The organism is Flexibacter flexilis DSM 6793, assembly GCF_900112255.1.
GTDB lineage: Bacteria > Bacteroidota > Bacteroidia > Cytophagales > Flexibacteraceae > Flexibacter > Flexibacter flexilis.
In genome coordinates, this window is record NZ_FOLE01000006.1 from 269,670 (window position 1) to 288,546 (window position 18,877).

The 18,877-nt window shown below is 43.6% G+C and carries 6 protein-coding genes; 4 read left to right on the top strand and 2 right to left on the bottom strand.

From position 1 onward, the window contains the following. Positions 1-2: 2 nt before the first annotated feature. Together BM090_RS11580 and BM090_RS11585 are read right to left on the bottom strand one after the other, a co-directional pair. Complete coding sequence (locus tag BM090_RS11580; protein WP_091512818.1) at positions 3-3,383, bottom strand: T9SS type A sorting domain-containing protein; 3,381 nt, start codon at positions 3,381-3,383, stop codon at positions 3-5. 207 nt (positions 3,384-3,590) lie between these two features. Continuing rightward, positions 3,591-6,938, bottom strand: coding sequence for a DUF4175 family protein (locus BM090_RS11585; RefSeq protein WP_091512822.1), 3,348 nt, complete (start codon positions 6,936-6,938; stop codon positions 3,591-3,593). Positions 6,939-7,197: 259 nt separating this feature from the next. Here BM090_RS11585 and smpB point away from each other — a divergent pair, with 259 nt between their 5' ends. From smpB to BM090_RS11605, 4 genes are all read left to right on the top strand, one after another. After that, positions 7,198-7,662, top strand: a complete 465-nt coding sequence (smpB, locus tag BM090_RS11590) for an SsrA-binding protein SmpB (RefSeq protein ID WP_091512825.1) — start codon at positions 7,198-7,200, stop codon at positions 7,660-7,662. 21 nt (positions 7,663-7,683) lie between these two features. Further along, complete coding sequence (locus BM090_RS11595) at positions 7,684-8,535, top strand: Rpn family recombination-promoting nuclease/putative transposase (RefSeq protein WP_091512829.1); 852 nt, start codon at positions 7,684-7,686, stop codon at positions 8,533-8,535. An 84-nt stretch (positions 8,536-8,619) separates the two neighbouring features. Continuing rightward, positions 8,620-9,900: a M16 family metallopeptidase gene (locus BM090_RS11600; RefSeq protein ID WP_091512832.1), complete on the top strand. Its 1,281-nt coding sequence runs from the start codon at positions 8,620-8,622 to the stop codon at positions 9,898-9,900. Positions 9,901-10,388: 488 nt separating this feature from the next. Next, positions 10,389-18,877, top strand: an 8,489-nt coding sequence (locus BM090_RS11605) for a fibronectin type III domain-containing protein (protein WP_143083953.1), incomplete at its 3' end; no start/stop codon positions are given.

Genomic DNA, 18,877 nt, shown 5'->3' on the forward strand with positions numbered 1-18,877 from the left:
TGTTATTCTTTCACGATGCGCAAATTATATTGGCGATTGCCTTCGCGTACACGTGCCACGTACACGCCCGAAGCCAACGCCGATAAATCAAGTGTGTTGTTGTTGGTGCTAACCGATTGTGCTACAAGTAATTTTCTTTGTAAATTAAACACTTGAATTTGAGCCGTTTTGCCTTCTGCAATATTCCAAAATACTTTGCCTTTGCTTGGGTTCGGGTAAGCAGAAATCGCGGCATTGGTGGCGAGTTGGTCGTCTATACCCGTAATGTACGACAGGTGCAAAATGACGGTACTGTCGCAGCCGTTGGAAGCAGGAAGCGTAAGGCTGTACATCCCAGCTTGCGAAAGTACTTGGCTACCAAAGTTGTAGATTTGGCCTACTGGCAAGTTGATGTTTAGCACGGTTTGGAACGTATCTTTTTTAGTTAAAGCAAATGTATTAGAAGTTACCGTTCCGCAGCCACCCGTAACTACTACGCTATAATCCGTTCCGAACTGTGCGGCAGTTAAATTGTTGAGTGTGAGCGTTGCACCAGTGCCGATATTGGTTGTACCCTTTTTCCATTGATAAGCCAAATTGCTACCCGTTGCGGCTACGCTAAGTGTTACCGAGCTACCCAAACAAGCGGCTTGACTTGTGGGCTGTGTGCTGATGGCCGTCGCGGCATTTTGCGTAACAGCGAAAGTGTTGGAAGTGATTGGAGAACCGCAGCCACCCGTAACCACTACGCTATAATCCGTTCCGAATTGTGCGGCAGTCAAGTTGTTGAGTGTGAGTGTTGCACCAGTACCGATGTTGGTCGCGCCTTTTTTCCATTGATACGAAAGATTGCTACCTGTTGCGGCTACGCTTAGCGTTACCGAGCCGCCCAAACACGCCGCTTGGCTTGTGGGTTGTGTGCTGATGGCCGTCGCGGCATTTTGCGTAACAGCGAAAGTGTTGGAAGTGATTGGAGAACCGCAACCACCTGTAACGACTACGCTATAATCCGTTCCGAATTGTGCGGCAGTTAAGTTGTTGAGTGTGAGCGTTGCACCAGTTCCGATGTTGGTCGCGCCTTTTTTCCATTGATACGAAAGATTGCTACCTGTCGCGGCTACGCTTAGTGTTACTGAGCCACCCAAACAAGCCGCTTGGCTTGTGGGCTGTGTGCTGATGGCCGTTGCGGCATTTTGCGTAACAGCGAAAGTGTTGGAAGTGATTGGAGAACCGCAGCCACCCGTAACCACTACGCTATAATCCGTTCCGAATTGTGCGGCGGTTAAGTTATTGAGTGTGAGTGTTGCACCAGTACCGATGTTGGTCGCGCCTTTTTTCCATTGATACGAAAGATTGCTACCTGTCGCGGCTACGCTAAGTGTTACCGAGCTACCCAAACAAGCGGCTTGACTTGTGGGGTGTGTGCTGATGGCCGTCGCGGCATTTTGCGTAACAGCGAAAGTGTTGGAAGTGATTGGAGAACCGCAACCACCCGTAACGACTACGCTATAATCCGTTCCGAATTGTGCGGCAGTTAAGTTGTTGAGTGTGAGTGTTGCACCAGTTCCGATGTTGGTCGTTCCTTTTTTCCATTGATAAGCCAAATTGCTACCTGTCGCGGCTACGCTTAGCGTTACCGAGCCACCCAAGCAAGCGGCTTGGCTTGTGGGTTGTGTGCTGATGTCAGTCGCTGCATTTTGCGTAACGGCAAAGGTGTTGGAAGTAACCGAACCACAAATACCCGTAACAATAACACGGTAGTCTGTCCCGAATTGATTGGCTACCAAATTGTTGAGTGTGAGCGTTGCACCTGTCCCGACGTTAGAAGTTCCTTTTTGCCATTCATAAGCCAAATTGCTTCCCGTCGCGACTGCGCTTAGCGTTACCGAACCACCCAAACAAGCGGCTTGGCTTGTTGGTTGTGTACTGATGACGGTCTCTGGCATTTGGGTAATGGCGAAAGTGTTGGAAGTTACTGTTCCGCAACCGCCCGTAATATCCACGCTATAATCTGTCCCGAATTGTGCGGCAGTTAAGTTGTTGAGTGTGAGTGTTGCGCCCGTTCCGATGTTGGTCGTTCCTTTTTTCCATTGATAAGCCAAATTGCTTCCCGTTGCGGCTACGCTTAGTGTTACCGAGCCGCCCAAACACGCCGCTTGGCTTGTGGGTTGTGTGGTAATGTTTGTGTTGGTGCAGTCATTCATTTTTACCCTAATCACACGATTTACGTTCGTAGTAGTAAGGTGATAGGACGTGAATTGACCAACTACCATGAGTTTTTTGGTAGTGGAATTGTACGATAAGCCCATTCCTTGTGCATTTAGACCGATTGGCGTCATAAAACCAAGAGAAGAACTGCCAGGGAAAAATGTATCATCCAAAAGCCCTTCGGCGGTAACGCGTGCCAGTCCATTGCGTATCACCGTATTATATACGGTAAAAGGACCCGTAATAATAATTTTGTCGTCGCTGGTAACAATCGCATTATTGATAAAAGAATTTGTTCCGTGATTAGAGCCTGTGCCTAAAAAAATGTTATTAAAGGTGTCGTCATTAAGGCCATCGGAGGCACGCAAACGTGTAATATATAATTTATCATTAGAGCCATTTACATTATAAAATGAACCTGTAATAATAATTTTGCCAGTGCTTTGTAACGCTATTTTCGTGATATAGTAACTACTTCCAGTTTGAAGTTGTGCCAAAAACGTATTGTCCAAACTGCCGTCTGCGTTGAGGCGTGCTATTTTGCTGTGCGCCACGCCATTGAAAAACTCAAAAAGCCCGCCAATCAATATTTTGCCGTCGGTTTGCTGCGTAATGGTATAAATCGAAGCTCCCGCGCCGATAGGAGCGAAGCTGGTATCTGTACTAAGGTCTGCGTTAAGGCGTGTGATGCGGTTGCGGGTTACGCCATTGAAAGTAGTAAAATTGCCGCCCACCAAATATTTGCCGTCCGTTTGGCGCGTCATCGTATAAACATCGCCGTTGGCCATGGTTTGCATGTTCGTGGCATCGAGTGTACCGTCTGCGTTGAGGCGTATCATGCGCGAAACGGCTACGCCATTGTATTGGGTAAAGAAACCACCAATTAGGATTTTGCCATCTGGCTGCACCAACACACATTTTACTTCGGCGTTTGCGCCTGTCCCGACCGTGAAATTTTGGTCGAGTGTGCCGTCTGCATTGAGCCGCGCCACGCCATTTCGGGCAATGCCGTCGTATTGGGTAAATTTGCCTATAATAATGTATTTGCCGTCGGAAAGCTCGGCAATGGCATTTACTTGTTCGTTGGCCATAGACGTAAACGTGGGGTCTAATGCGCCGTCATTGTTTTGGCCGAAGCTTTTCGTTTGATTGAAAATCAAGACCAGCAGAAGAAAGAGTATGTTTATTCTTTTCATGGTACAAAAATTAAATTCGCTGATGCAAACCTAATCAAGTGCCCCGAAAGCCATTTTTTAACTCTCCCAAAAGTGTTTTTGAGTGTCCCAAATAGGCGTTTTAATTTCCCAGAATGAGGCCTAAAAGCTGTGTTAAGTGGAATATTAAGACCTTGGACAAATAAAAAGGGAAACCTAATGGTCTCCCTTTTTATTTCAGTCGTATAACTAATTCTTCAATTCTTGGAAATAACGGTTCGTTTCTTGTTTGTAGAATGGCGTAACCGCTGGCGAAATAGTTTTGAGTAACTCCACTTGCTTTTCCTTTTGCTTGAGATATTGCTCAAACGATGGCGGAATTTGACGTGTGAGTTCTTTGCCCGTTCTGGATTCGCGTTTTGGGTCTTGTTCGCGTTGGCGCATGGCATTTTCGGCCTCCAGAAGTCGCGTCAAAATTTCGCGTTGGCGGTTGATGGTTTCTTGCGTAATGCGTTTGTTCACCAAATCTTGTTCGGTTTTTTCCATCTCTTTTTTCAACTCGCTGAGTTTGTTGCCAGCCTTTTGGCCGCCTTCTTTCTCGCCGCCTTCACCGCCATTTTCTCCACCACCAGACATTTTTTCCATTTCCTGCAAGGCTTTGCGCAAGGCTTCTTGCTCGGAGGCTAATTTGGCCAACTCTTCCGAAAGCTCGCGGCCACTTTTTCCGCTTTTCTTGAGGCCTTCAATGCGCTGATTAAGTTGTTTTTGTAACTCACTCATGCCGCCTGCGCCGCCTTTTTGCTTGCCTTTCTTTTTGCCTTTGCCGCTGCCCGGTTTGGACTGCGCCATTTGCTCTTGCATTTGTTTGAGCACGTCGTTGAGCAATAGAGCCAAATTGTTCATAGACGTCATGGCCAACTGCTGTTTGCCTGCGGCCACGCCTTGTCTGCGTTGGCGAATGGCTTCCACGCTTTCTTCCATGTTGCCTTTCATTTCGCCGACTTCGCGCGTTACGAACGACTGAATTTGGAACACTCTCTTAGCCAATGCGTTAAGACTATCTTCGATTACTACGGCATCGTCTTTGAGTTTGAGTTGCTGCTGCGACAGCGTGATATAACGCGGGTCGAGTTGGTTTACTTGCCTAAACTCTTTCATCAAATCTTCTTGGTCAAAAGACAGCGTAATGAGGTTTTCGAGAATGTTACGTAAATCTTCCATGTTTTCCTCGTTTTCTTGGCTCTCTTGGCTTTCCATCGAGGCTTGCAAAGACTTGCTCATTTTCTTCATTTCCTTTGCCGCATTTTTTTGCGATTTGGCTGCCTTGCTGTTTTGCTTTTGGTTGAGCTGCTCCGAGCTATTTTCTTGCTCACTATCAACGTTTTGTTGTTCGTTTTCGGTGTCGGGCATTTCCGATGGGTCTTCCATTCCCTTGTTCAACTCCTCTAAGGCCTTGAGGTCTTCTTTTAGTTCCTCAAACATTTTGTTAAGCTCCTCTTGCTCTTTTTTGAGTTCTTCTTGTGCGGCCTCGTTGCCTTTTTTGTCCTGCTGTTGCTCGGTTTTTTCGGCCAATTTTTCTTGTTTTTCGGCCAACTCGTCGAGCTTCTTCACGCTTTGTTCCATTTTTTGCTCAAATTGTAGCTTTTTGAACAATTCTAAGGCGCGGTCAAGCTCTTTACTCAAATTTTTCTCTTGCTTGTCTATTTTTTCAAGCGTGTTTTGGAGTTGTTCGGGCGAAGTTTTTTCTTCCAAAAGTTTTTGGAGTTCCTCGTATAACTTTTTGGTTTTGTCGTCCAAAAGTTCGTTCATGAGCTTTTGCAGGTTTTCATATTTTTCTTTGATGTCCTGCGACTGCTGCCCAAAACGCTCTTGTTTTTCTTTGTTCAAATCGTTTTCCTTTTGCATCTGCTCGATTTGTTTTTGCAAATCTTCTTTCTTTTTGAGCAGTTCTTCAATGGCTTTTTTGTCTTGCCACGAAAGCGTTTTCTTTCCTCTGAGGCGGTCTTTTACTTTTTGCAATTCTTTACGCAACTCATTGGCTTTGTTGGTGTTGGCGTCTAAGGCTTTTTCGGTTTTTTCTGCCGAAGCGTCCATTTCTTTTTCAAAATCTTGTGCCGAAGGCATTTGGAATTGATAGCTACGCGAGCGCGAACTTTTCGCACCGCTTACGCCGTCGTTGTCCCAAACCGTTACGAAATATTCCAGACTTTCGTTTGGTTTTAGATGCAAACTATCAATGTTCCATTGGTACAAATAACTTTGGCTTGCCTGCCCCGAATTGATGCGAATAGGCACGTGTTTTTCCTTTTGTCGAAGGTGGCCTTTGCTGTCGGTTACTTTGTAAGTGAGTTGCAGGCGCGTGAGTCCGTAGTCGTCGCTGATGTTGCCGCCCAACACCATAAAATTGAACAATGCCGTGTCGCGGTACTGCTCCAGCGTAATTTGTGGGTGCAAATCGGGGATTACGTCCACGCGGTATTTGATGTTTTCTTTGTTGGCGGCCTGCTTGTTTTTGAGCTTAATTTCGTAGTCGGTGGAGCGTACAAATTTGCGTGAAGCCTTGAAATGATTGTCGCTTTCGGGTTCGGCGGCCAGCATTTGGCCACCAGCCACCACGTACAAACTGTCGGTTGCGATGCCTTCAAAATCCCAACGCACAAGCGTACCCGCAGGCACAGTGAAATTGCCGACATTGCTCAAATTTTCGTTGCGTTTGTGCAAATATGCAGGATATTCGAGGCGTGCGTTAAAGCCTGTCAGGTTCGGGCGGCTGATGAGTTCTAAATCGTATTCGGCGGAGTTAAAGCCTGCCGCTTCAAACGAAAAACCAACGGGTTTTTGAATATTTTTGAGGGTAAATGTATAATCGCCGTTGGCCTGAAGCTCCATTTTTTGCTTGCGGTTGCCGTCGAGTTGCAAATAGACTTGTGCTGGCAAGGCTTGCCCCGCAATGCGTAGTTTGATGTCGTAATCTTCTCCCTGATAGGCTTTTAGGTCGCTATTTTGCAACACAAAATCGAAAGGAGCTTTGGGTAAATACGTTTCCTGATAACGCCAAATGCGCGTAGTGCTTTCGGTGAAAAGCTGCGGAACAAAAAGTAATATAAGTATGATTATTCCGATAGGCGGCACGGCGTAGCGCAAATATTTGCGGTTTTCGCCGAAGTTGATGGCTTGCGTGAACGGAACGACCGAAAGTTCTTGCGTTTTTTGGGCAATGCTGGCCTGCAACAAAGAGTTTTCGGCTACGGTCATTTGGCTCAACTGCAAGGTATTGAGTAGCTTATCTTTTATTTCTGGGAAAAATTGACCAATTTGCTGGGCGGCTTGCTCGTCGGAAAGTGCTTTGTTGAGGTTGAGCAATCGCGCCACAGGAATCAGTATCCAGCGCACAAATACAAATGCCAATACACCCCAAAACGAGAAAAACAAAGTAGTGCGGACACCTTTGCCAAAATTGCCGTAATATTCCAATACGTTTACCAGCAAATACGCCGCGGCCAGCAGCCCAACGCCAAGCAACGCGCCTTTGAGTAGCTGATTTTGGTAATATTTTTTCTTGTAGGCTTTGAGTTGTATTAAAATATTTTCTATCATGGAACTGATTTAAGAAGGAAATGTTCGGTTACAAAACGCAATTTCTTTTATAAAAATCTCCCCAAAGTACGTTTTTATTCCAAAAACTTAAAAAAATAATGTGCAAACGGCACGCTAAGGAGCAGCAGCGGCACGGCACACGGACTAAAAAACGATAGTGTAGGGGCTTGTTGCAAACCAATTGTTATTTTGCAACATCAACGTAATTTTGTAGGTGGCGAAAGGCGTTTGGCCTTCGTCTTGTTTTAGTTAAAATATTATGGCTCAGAAAGAAAAAGTCGAAAAATTTGTTAATATCAAAAATAAACGTGCTTCGTTTGAATATCATTTCTTAGAAACTTTTGTGGCGGGAATGGTGCTGCGCGGAACGGAAATCAAGTCGATTCGCCAATCCAAAGTACAAATGCAAGACGCGTTTTGTACGTTTAAAGGCACGGAATTGTTTGTGGTGAATATGCACATTTCCACGTACACGGAAGGCACATACAACAACCACCAACCCAAAACCGACCGCAAACTTTTGCTCAAAGGCAAAGAATTGAAAAAATTGTTGGACAAGTCGCAGGACAACGGCGTTACGATTATTCCCGTGCGTATGTTCATCAACGACAGGGGTTTTGCGAAGTTGGAAATTGCTTTGGCGCGTGGTAAAAAACTCTACGACAAACGCGAAGACATCAAAGACCGCGACATCAAGCGCGAAATGCAACGCGTTGATTATTAGTGTTATAAATAATCTTTTCAGATGAAAAAAAAACTAATTCGTTTTGATTGGGCAGTCAAAAAACTACTTCGCAACAAAGCTAATTTTGGTGTGCTGGAAGGTTTTTTGAGTGAGTTACTTTTTGAGGATATTCGCATCGAGCGGATTTTGGAAAGCGAAAGCAACCAAGAGGCCGAAGACGACAAGTTTAATCGGGTGGATATTCTTACGCAAAATGCTAAAAATGAACTCATTATTGTAGAAATACAGAATACTTACGAAATAGATTTTTTTCAAAGAATGGCTTATGGCGCGTCCAAAATTCTGACGGAAAATTTGCGTTTGGGGCAGCCATACGCCGAGATTAAGAAAATAATTTCGGTCAATATCGTTTATTTCGATTTGGGGCAAGGGCAAGACTACATTTACAAAGGTGTTACCAATTTTTATGGCCTGCATAGGCACGACACTTTGGGACTTTCGGAACGACAAAAAACGGCTTTTCAGAAAGAAAATGTGGCGGATATTTTCCCCGAATTTTATGTGCTTAAGGTGAATAATTTTGACGATGTGGCCAAAGACACGCTCGACGAATGGATTTATTTCTTGAAAAATAGCGAAGTGAAAGACGAGTTTAAGGCCAAAGGTTTGCGGCAAGCAGGAGAGGTGTTGGATTTTATGCGCCTGCCTGCCGACGACCAATATGGCTATAACCGATACTTGGATTATTTGCATTATAAGGCCAGTGAAATATTGTCGCTAAAATCTGATGCAGAATTTCAGCAGAAGCGAATGATTGCCGAAAATTTAATCAAAAAAGGACTTGATAATGAATTTGTTGCAGAAGTAACAGGACTTACACCCAATCAGGTGGAGCAGTTGCGAAACAAGTAGTTTTCGGTCGTTTTTACCAAAATACAAATTGTAATTATTTATGGATATGCGCTACAAATGTAAAGCGTATTAACACAGCAAAATATGCCATTAGATAGAACCCAAGCTCCTGCCATAGAGCCAATTACGCATTTTGATATGCCGCACGCGCAGTGCCATCGCCTGCACAACGGCGCAAACCTTTACACGCTCAACGCGGGCAAACAAGAAGTAGTAGGTTTGGAAATTTTCTTTAATAGCGGCACGGTGAATCAGCCAGCCAACGGCGTTTCGTTTTTTATGGCCAAAATGCTGGCCGAAGGTACGAAAGCCCACACTTCCAAGCAGATAACCGAGCAAATCGCGCAATATGGCGCATTTATGGAAGTGCAAACTGGCGCGGAACGCACGTTTTTATCGGTTTATACGCTGCCGAAGTTTTTGCCGAATTTGTTGCCGCTTATCGCCGAGATTGTTACGCAAGCCTCGTTCCCTGAAGAAGAACTGGAAAACCTCAAAAATATTAGCCTGCAACAGCACCGCGTTAATTTGGAAAAAACGGCGTATTTGGCGGGTGTGCAGTTCAAAAAAGAAATTTTTGGGGCAAATCACCCTTTGAGCGTGGCACTTTCGGAAGAAGTAATCATGGCGCAAAACAGCGAACAATTGCGTAATTATTACGCTCAAACCGTTGCTGTACAGCCTTTTGAAGTGATGTTGTCGGGGCATTATCCTGACAGTTTGCTCAAAGCCATAGATCAGACTTTGGGACAAATCACGTTTGGCGTACCTGCCCAAAAATTAGTGGCCGCACCTGCGGAAACGGCACATAAACAACGTTTTTTCTTACCCAAAGAAGGTAGCGTACAAGCGTCGGTGCGCGTGGGGCGTGCGATGGTGAGCCGCAAACACCCTGATTATTTGGGACTAAAATTGCTCAACGAAATTTTTGGCGGCTACTTCGGTTCTCGCCTGATGAAAAATATCCGAGAAGAAAAAGGCTATACTTACGGGATTCATTCGTCGGTTGTGCCGACGTTTAACAGCGGCTACATGGTAATCGGTACGGACGTGAACAAAAACGTAGCTGATGCTACGATTGAGGAAATTTATAAAGAAATGGAAATTTTGCGCACGGAACTTGTACCAACCGACGAGTTGGATACGGTGCGTAATTATATGTTGGGCAGCTTTGCCAACTCCATCAACACGCCTTTTGCACTGGCCGAACGCTTCAAAACGGTACATTTCGACGGGCTGAAATACGACTACTATAACCAGTATATTGATGCCATACGCAACACTACAGCAGAGCAGTTGCAGCGTTTGGCGCAGCAGTATTATGATCCTGCGCACATGACCGAAGTCGTGGTGGGTGGCCTGTAAAAATGCGATTGTTTTATAAAAAAAGCCTGCATCCGAGAGGGTGCAGGCTTTTTTTAGGTAAATTTAATTAAATATTACTTTAGTATTAAATATTATTTTTTATATAGAATATTTGTTAAAATAAAGGCACTCTTGTGCTTTTTATATCTAAAATAAGAGTAATTCGGATTTTTTTTGAGAAAATTGTGAGCTGTGTTTTCGAAATAAAATTTTGTATATGGCTGTATTTTTGGTTTAAATATTTTGTATGTATTCTTAATATGGATATTTTATCCAAAATAAATTAAAAAAATCAAAAAATCAATAAAGGTTAGATATATCGAAAAAATTAGTCGAAAAAATAAGTATGTTAATCGAAGTAAAATGCGTGTTTGAGGGTAAAACTTGCGTTATGATGTTTTAATTATTAGAATTGTATGGAATATAGTGGTAGTATATCTACTATTTATAAGTCCTTATTTTTTCAATTATTAACCGTTTATTAACAAATGAATTATCTGTACAAACCTCAAAAATGGCTTACGCGCGCGCTCGGTGTAGTGGCGGTGCTGGCCTCTGTGGTACTGTCTCCGACCCGAACGTGGGGGCAAGTAAGTGGTTATAGTTTTGCCGCTTCAGCAGGTACGTTTACGCCGATTAGTGGCGGTACAAATGTTACTACCTCTACCTCTGCTGCTGACTTTTTAGGTGATTTCAAAACATCTACGTCTATTCCGATTGGCTTTACGTTTACGTTTAATGGTGTAAACTATACGAATGTGATAGCAGCGTCTGATGGATTTGTTTCATTCAATACTTCGGCTACTACTACTAGTACTAATAATTTGGCAACAACAACAGGTCGCCGCCCTCTTTTAGCTCCTTTATGGGATGATTTGGATGGGGCAAGTGGTACTGGGTCTGCTAAATATATTACTACTGGAACGGCAGGCTCTCAAGTATTTACTATTGAATATTTGAATTGGCAATGGAACTATAATGCAACAGGTTCTACGATTTCTTTTCAAGTAAAGTTGTATGAGGGGACAAATAAAATAGAGTTTATTTACCAGCAAGAGTCTGGAGCTGTTAGCTCAGGAACTGCTTCCATCGGTATAGCAGGTGCTACTACTGGATCAGGTACTTATTTGTCGCTTAATGGTTCAGGTACAGCTCCTACGGTAAGTTCTACAGTAGAAACGGCCAATATTTCTGCCAAACCAGCTACTGGTCAAATATATGCATTTACACCTCCGAGCTGTGTTGCTCCTGCGAGCGTGGCAATGTCTGCGGTAGCAGTTACGACGGCTACGGCTACATGGCCTGCGGCTTCTCCTGCACCTTCTAACGGCTATAAATGGGAAGTACGTACAAGTGGGGCAGCAGGAAGTGGTGTTACGGGCTTAGTGTCGAGTGGTACGACGGCTGCGGGTGTGCTTACAACCAACCTTACAGGTTTGACTCCTGGTTCTGCCCACTATTTTTATGTAAGTTCGGATTGCGGAGGCAGTGGTACAAGTGTTTGGACTGCTTCATCATCGTTTACTCCTTCTTGTAATCTACCAACATCTCTTGCGGTATCTTCGATTACTACCTCTTCTGCGTCGTTGGCTTGGACAGCTTCTACTTCTAACCCTACGGGTGGTTATGAATGGGAAATTGTGCCAAGTACTCTTTCTGCAGGTACTGGCAACGATGTTACGCATGGCATGACTTCGGCTGGTGTAGTAACGGCTTCAGCTTCGGGTTTGGCGGCTAACACAAGTTATAAACTTTGGGTGCGCTCTTATTGTGGCAGCGGTATCTATAGCAACTGGGCCTCCTCTTCTACATTTACGACATTGTGCAACCCAGAAAATGCACCAACAGTCTTACAAACGTTTGATACTTATCCTGCCTCTTGCTGGACATCAGCCACAGGAACGTTAGCGGCCTCTTCTACATTGAGCGGAACATCAACGGCATGGGTTTCAGGTGATTTTGCCAACGTAGCAGGAAATAAAGGCTTCAGAATAAATCTGTATGGCACTAAAAACGATTGGGTATTGTCTCAAAAAGTAAATTTGGGGGCTACACCTGGCGTTTATCGCTTGAAATATAAAATTGCAGTAACTAGCTATCTAGGTACTACAGCCCAATCTACATTGGGAACTCATAAAGTAGATTTGGTAATTTCTACTGATGGTGGTACTACATGGTCTAACGCCAATATCTTAAAAACATATACGGGGGCAGGGTCTTATAGCAATACGGGACAAACAGAAACGGTGGCATTAAGCAGCTATTCGGGTTTAGTACGTTTTGCATTTGTGGCTACGACATCCAGTACATCTCCTGATATAGATTTTCACGTAGACGATTTTGTGGTAGAAACAGCCCCAAGCTGCATAGAGCCAACAGCGTTAACGGTATCATCATTTACAAATAACTCTGCGTCATTGTCTTGGACGGCTTCTACTTCTGCACCAACAGGTGGATATGAATGGGAAGTGCGCACAAGTGGAGCAGGAGGAAGTGGCTCTACAGGATTAGCGGCAAGCGGTACAACGGCAGCAGGTGTGGTTACAGCTTCAGCCTCAGGCCTTACTGCCACAACTACTTATACTGTATATGTTCGTGCCAATTGTGGTGCAGGCAGTTATAGTGCGTGGGTCGCCTCCTCTTCTACATTTACGACATTGTGTAACCCAGAAAATGCACCAACAGCGGTACAAACATTTGATACCTATCCTCCTTCTTGCTGGGCTTCGGCAAAAGGAACGTTAGCAGCCTCTTCTACATTGAGCGGAACATCAACGGCATGGGCTTCAGGTAATTTTGCGAATGTAGCAGGAAATAAAGGCTTCAAAATAAATCTGTATGATACTAAAAATGATTGGGTATTGTCTCAAAACATAAATTTGGGGGCTACACCTGGCGTTTATCGCTTGAAATATAAAATTGCAGTAACTAGCTATGCTGGTACTACAGCCCAATCTACATTGGGAACTCATAAAGTAGATTTAGTGATTTCTACGGATGGTGGAACTACATGGTCTAATGCCAATATCTTAAAAACATATACGGGGGCAGGGTCTTATAGCAACACAGGTCAAACAGAAACGGTGGCATTAAGCAGCTATTCGGGTTTAGTACGTTTTGCATTTGTGGCTACGACATCCAGTACATCTCCTGATATAGATTTTCACGTAGATGATTTTGTGGTAGAAACAGCCCCAAGCTGCGTAGAGCCAACAGCGTTAACGGTATCATCATTTACGAATAATTCTGCGTCATTGTCTTGGACGGCTTCTCCTTCTAACCCTACAGGTGGATATGAATGGGAAGTACGTACAAGTGGAGCAGGAGGAAGTGGAGCTACAGGTTTGGCAGCAAGTGGCACTACTGCGGCAGGTGTGGTTACGGCTTCAGTCTCAGGACTTACTGCCACAACTACTTATACTGTATATGTTCGTGCCAATTGTGGTACAGGCAGTTATAGTGCGTGGGTCGCCTCCTCTTCTACATTTACGACATTGTGTAACCCAGAAAATGCACCAACAGCGGTACAAACGTTTGATACCTATCCTCCTTCTTGCTGGGCTTCGGCAAAAGGAACGTTAGCAGCCTCTTCTACATTGAGCGGAACATCAACGGCATGGGCTTCATCTGATTTTGCGAATGTAGCAGGAAATAAAGGTTTTAAAATAAATCTGTACGGCAATAAAAACGATTGGGTATTGTCTCAATACCTAAATTTGGGGGCTACACCTGGTGCTTATCGCTTGAAATATAAAATTGCAGTAACTAACTATGCAGGAACTACGGTTCAATCCACATTGGGAACTCATAAAGTAGATTTGGTAATTTCTACTGATGGTGGTACTACATGGTCTAACGCCAATATCTTAAAAACATATACGGGGGCAGGGTCTTATAGCAATACGGGACAAACAGAAACGGTGGCATTAAGCAGCTATTCGGGTTTGGTACGTTTTGCATTTGTGGCTACGACATCCAGTACATCTCTTGATATAGATTTTCACGTAGATGATTTTGTGGTAGAAACAACCCCTTCTTGCGTAGAGCCAGTAAGCTTGATTGTTCCTTCTTTTACAAGCGGCACAGCTTCATTGAGTTGGACGGCTTCTACTTCTGCACCAACAGGTGGATATGAATGGGAAGTGCGCACAAGTGGAGCCGCAGGAAGTGGCTCTACAGGATTAGCGGCAAGTGGTACTACAGCGGCAGGTGTGGTTGCTGCTTCAGTTACGGGTTTGCTACCAACAACTACTTATACGGCATACGTTCGTGCCAATTGTGGTGTAAGTGGTACAAGTACTTGGGTGGCATCAATACCGTTTACAACACCTTGTGTGTCTTTAAACCTACCATACACACAAGATTTTGAATCTGCAACAGTTCCTGCAATGCCAAATTGTACTTCTGTATTTAATGCTGGTAATACTAGTGGTAATAATTGGGTTACTGCATCTGCTCCAGGTAATGGCTTTAACAGTAAAACCTTACAATATTCGTATGATATTGATTATGATGCGAATACATGGTTCTTTACAGAAGGGCTTAATTTAGAAGCGGGAAAAACGTACAAAGTATCCTACAGATATGGTTGTTACAGTGCTTCATATCCCGAGAAGCTAAAAGTATCGTATGGTACTGTGGCTTCGGTTGCAGGAATGACAACGACATTAGCGGACTATCCGAATGTTGTAAATATAACACCAAATATTGATGCCCAAACATTTGTAGCACCATCAACAGGTGTTTATTATGTAGGATTTAATGCCTATTCAATAGCCGATCAATATTATTTGTATGTTGACGACATTGCTGTTGTAGAAGTACCTGCAATAGATATGAGTGCCAATGCATTAGTATCTCCTATAGCTACAGGTTGTTATACTTCTGCTGAAACAGTAACTGTTAAAATTAAAAACGAAGGTACTTCTGTTATTAACTTTGCTACTAACAATGTAACTGTGGCGGTGGCAGTAACCAATCCGTCTGGATCAGTTACTACAATTGCTCCCGTAGTACTTAGTTCTGGCACATTGGTAGCTGGTGCAACGCAAGATGTAGTAGTTTCGACTACTTACGATATGACAGCAGCCGGTACTTACACTTTTAATGCTACAACTGTTATGTCTGGTGATGGCGCAAGCGCAAACAATGCGATTGCCGCCACGACGCGCACAGTAGAAGTAGCACAGGCATATCCATACCAACAAGATTTTGAAGGTAATTTTGATGGATGGGGAGTTGTTGGTGTTCAAGGCTATGTTGCTGTTTCTGTAAATACACCATGCTTGCCTAATAGTGCTATTACTGGACAAGCATATTCTTCGGGATCCAATTTTCAACTAATTGCTCCTAAAATGGGTAATCTTGTTGCAAATTCGGCTGTTCGATTTAAGTATGCGATGACAAGTGGTTTTACTTGCTCTTCATTGTCTATTGGAAGCAATACGATTGTGGTTGAGGCCTCTTTTGATTGTGGTGTAACTTATATTCCAATCTATACAATCAATAATAGTAATCACGTTACCTCAAGCAGTTTCGTTACAAAATCAGTTCGTTTTGCTGATGTTCCTGCGGTTGTTTCGGCGGGTTATGTGGGTAAAGCTGCTAAGGTTCGCTTTAGAAGTGTGTGGTCTTCTGGTTCTCCTACGTTGTGGGTAGATGATTTTGAAATTTATTCAGATTTTCCTACAGATGTAAAAGCAACGACAATAACTGCTCCTGCTTTGGGACTGACTGCTGCGGCGGGACAAACTGTAACTGTAACAGTGCTGAATGCTGGTTCTGGAACATTAGATTTTTCAGTAACACCATTGACAGTTAATGCTGCTGTTACATTGCCTAACTCAACAGTAGTAAACTTAACTCCCGTTGTGATTAGTACAGGAACATTAGCTTCTAATGCAACACTTAATGTAAATGTTAGTACAAGCTTTGATATGTCTGTAACTGGTACTTATGTATTTAATGCCTCTACTACTATCGATGGTGATGCAAATACTTCTAACGATGCTATGCCTCCTGTGAGTGTAAATGCTTATGCTCCATTTAAGTATGATATAGCGATTGATAGTACCGATTTTACTTCGATCTTGCCTTCGGGTACTGCTATCTCAGGCTGGCTAAATTCTAATGGTGGAGGCTCTACTGTTTCTGATGATGCATGGAGCGGTGCTGTTGATTTAACTAGCTTTAATTTTAAATATCAAGGGGTGAAAGTGAATGCTTTTAGAGTTCATACAAATGGATTCTTGACTTTTAATCCTGATTTGATATTAGGCAGTAATTATACCTCACCCACTTCTTCAACGGAAGGATTAGGCTATATTGATGCGTATTTCAATAAACGTATTGCGCCGTTTTGGGCAAATTTGGTTTTGGCAGGAAATACAGGAAATGCAGCCTATTTGGCAAGTACTTCATCGCCTATTAAATATCAAATATCAGGTGCTCCTGGTAGCCGTGTATTGACTGTAGAATGGTCTGGCATGGAGAGATCTAGCAATGCAGGAACTAGCTTGAACTATCAAGTAAAACTATATGAAGCAACTGGTAAACTAGAGTTTGTGTATGGTTCAATGAAAGGTTTTGATGGTTCAAATAACACTTCTTGGGCTTATGCAACAGGTTTGAGCGGTTCGCTTTCTGGTAATGTGATTGCACAAACAAGTGCTAACATTACAAGTTTTGGCGCAACTCCTACAAGTTTGCAATGGGTTCCAAAATGTAATTCACGTATTTCATTTACCCCAAATACTTCGGCTGTACTGCCAACAGCAACGCTTGCAGCCCCTTCGTATGACAATCCTACTACTGCTAAAACCGTGGCTGTATCGTCGGGCGTAAGTGTGGATTATTGTACTGTATATCGTACAGCTGCCTCTACGGCTACTAATCCAACATATACAGGAACGAATAGTAGTACTGTAAGTGCAAATGATGTTTGGTTTAAGTTTACTAGTACTGTTGCTGCCAATACTAAAGTATCCGTATTGGGTGGTTATAACTTTAATGGAGTTATTCAACTAGATACTCTATTGGGCAATGGTACATTTAAACAAATTGGCTACATTAATTCTGCTGGTGCTGGTGGTACTGATACACTTCGTGTAAACAACTTGCCTGCTGGTACATACTATGTACGTGTTTATGATATTGGTACAACAAGTTCAGGTGTATTTAATTTATCTGTTTATGCTGTTGTTCCGCCGCCGGCTAATGATAACTGTGCGGGTGCGGTAGCTCTTACTGTGGCTGGTAGTACATGGACTCCTATTGCCTCTGGCAATACAGCCAATGCAACTCAATCTTCGAGTGGTTGCTCAGGTACTGCTGATGATGATGTTTGGTACACTTTCACCAAAACAGGTACAAATCCTGTACTGGTACAAGTAACTGGCGGTACTGGGTTTAATCCTGTGTTGCAAGTATATACAGGTGCTTGTGGTGCACTGGTTTCTGCTCAATGTGTGAATAATACAAGTACAGGAGGAACTGAAGTAACAACACCAATTACAGCTGCGGGTACCTATTATGTACGTGTTTATCACTCAGCTAATGGTGGTACGCCAACGACAGGTTTCAATATTGGTGTATATAGCCCAGTTCCAAACTGTGCTACGCTTACAGCTCCAACGGCTGGTGCTACTACCATTGTGCCAGCAAACAGTAACGCGTTATCGTGGACTGCTTCTGCAGGTACTATAGCTCCTACAAGCTATGATATACAAATAAGTACCTCAGCTTCATTTACCTCTTATGTTGTAAATGCTAATGTGGTTACCTCTCCAACTATTTACACAATCCCTGCTGCTACTTTGGCAGAAAACACTACTTATTACTGGCGTGTTACTGCTAAGAATGCTAATGGAGGTGCTGTAAGTTGCGAAACTCGTAGCTTTACTACGACAGGTACTGTGCCTTCTGCTGCAACAAGTCTTGTTCCTGCTAATGGAGCAATTAATATTGCAACGAGCCAAGTTCTTTCTTGGTCTGCTGGCTCTGGTTTCCCTAGTGGTTATGATGTCTATTTTAGCACAAGCCAAACGGCTGTAACAAGTATGTCTGCTGGTGCTTTGGTGGTAAACAATAGCTTGGTTAATACATTTACACCAACGCTTGCCAACAGCACGACTTATTATTGGAGAGTTGTTCCGCGTAACGCTAATGGCCCTGCTACCACAACAGTAGTTTATAGCTTCACAACAGTCGCACCAGCTCCTGTTAATGATAACTGTTCGGCTGCAACCACTCTTACTGTGAATGCTGCTGCTATATCTGGCACAACGGTTGGTTCTTCTGCTTCGGCGGCAGGTGCTGGTTGTGCTGGTACTGCTGACGATGACGTGTGGTACAAATTTGTTGCTACAAGTGCAATGACACACCGCGTTACAGTAACAGGAACAGGTTCTTTTGATCCTGTTGTTAGCGTATTGGGTGGTTCTGCTTGTGGTTCATTGGGTAGTTTGCAATGTGCTAATGCTACTACGGCAGCAGGAGAAGAGGTTATTGAATTAAATGGCCTTACTGCTGGTGCTACTTACTATGTACTTGTATATAGTAATGGATCTACTATTGCTAATCAGGGTACATTTACGACAAGAGTTGATGCTATTACTTGCGAAGCTCCAGCATTAACGGCAATATTAGGCGCAACTGCGACTAAACTCACTTGGGATGCTGGTTCTTATAATGCGATAGAAGTTCAATGGAAAACAGCCTCAACGTCTGTTTGGTATGGAGCGAATCCAACTGGTACAGCAGTTGCGTATCGTATTATTAATCTTGTTCCAAATACAAGTTATACGGCTCGTATAAGAGTTCGTTGTGCGGCAGGTCAGGTATTGACGGCATGGAAAACTGTCAACTTCACTACGCTCTTAACTCCGACCTGTTCCCCTATCTCTCCAGTTATCGTGACACCAGGAGGAACCGGAGCTCGATTTGACTGGTCATCTTACACCACCAATACCTACATTTA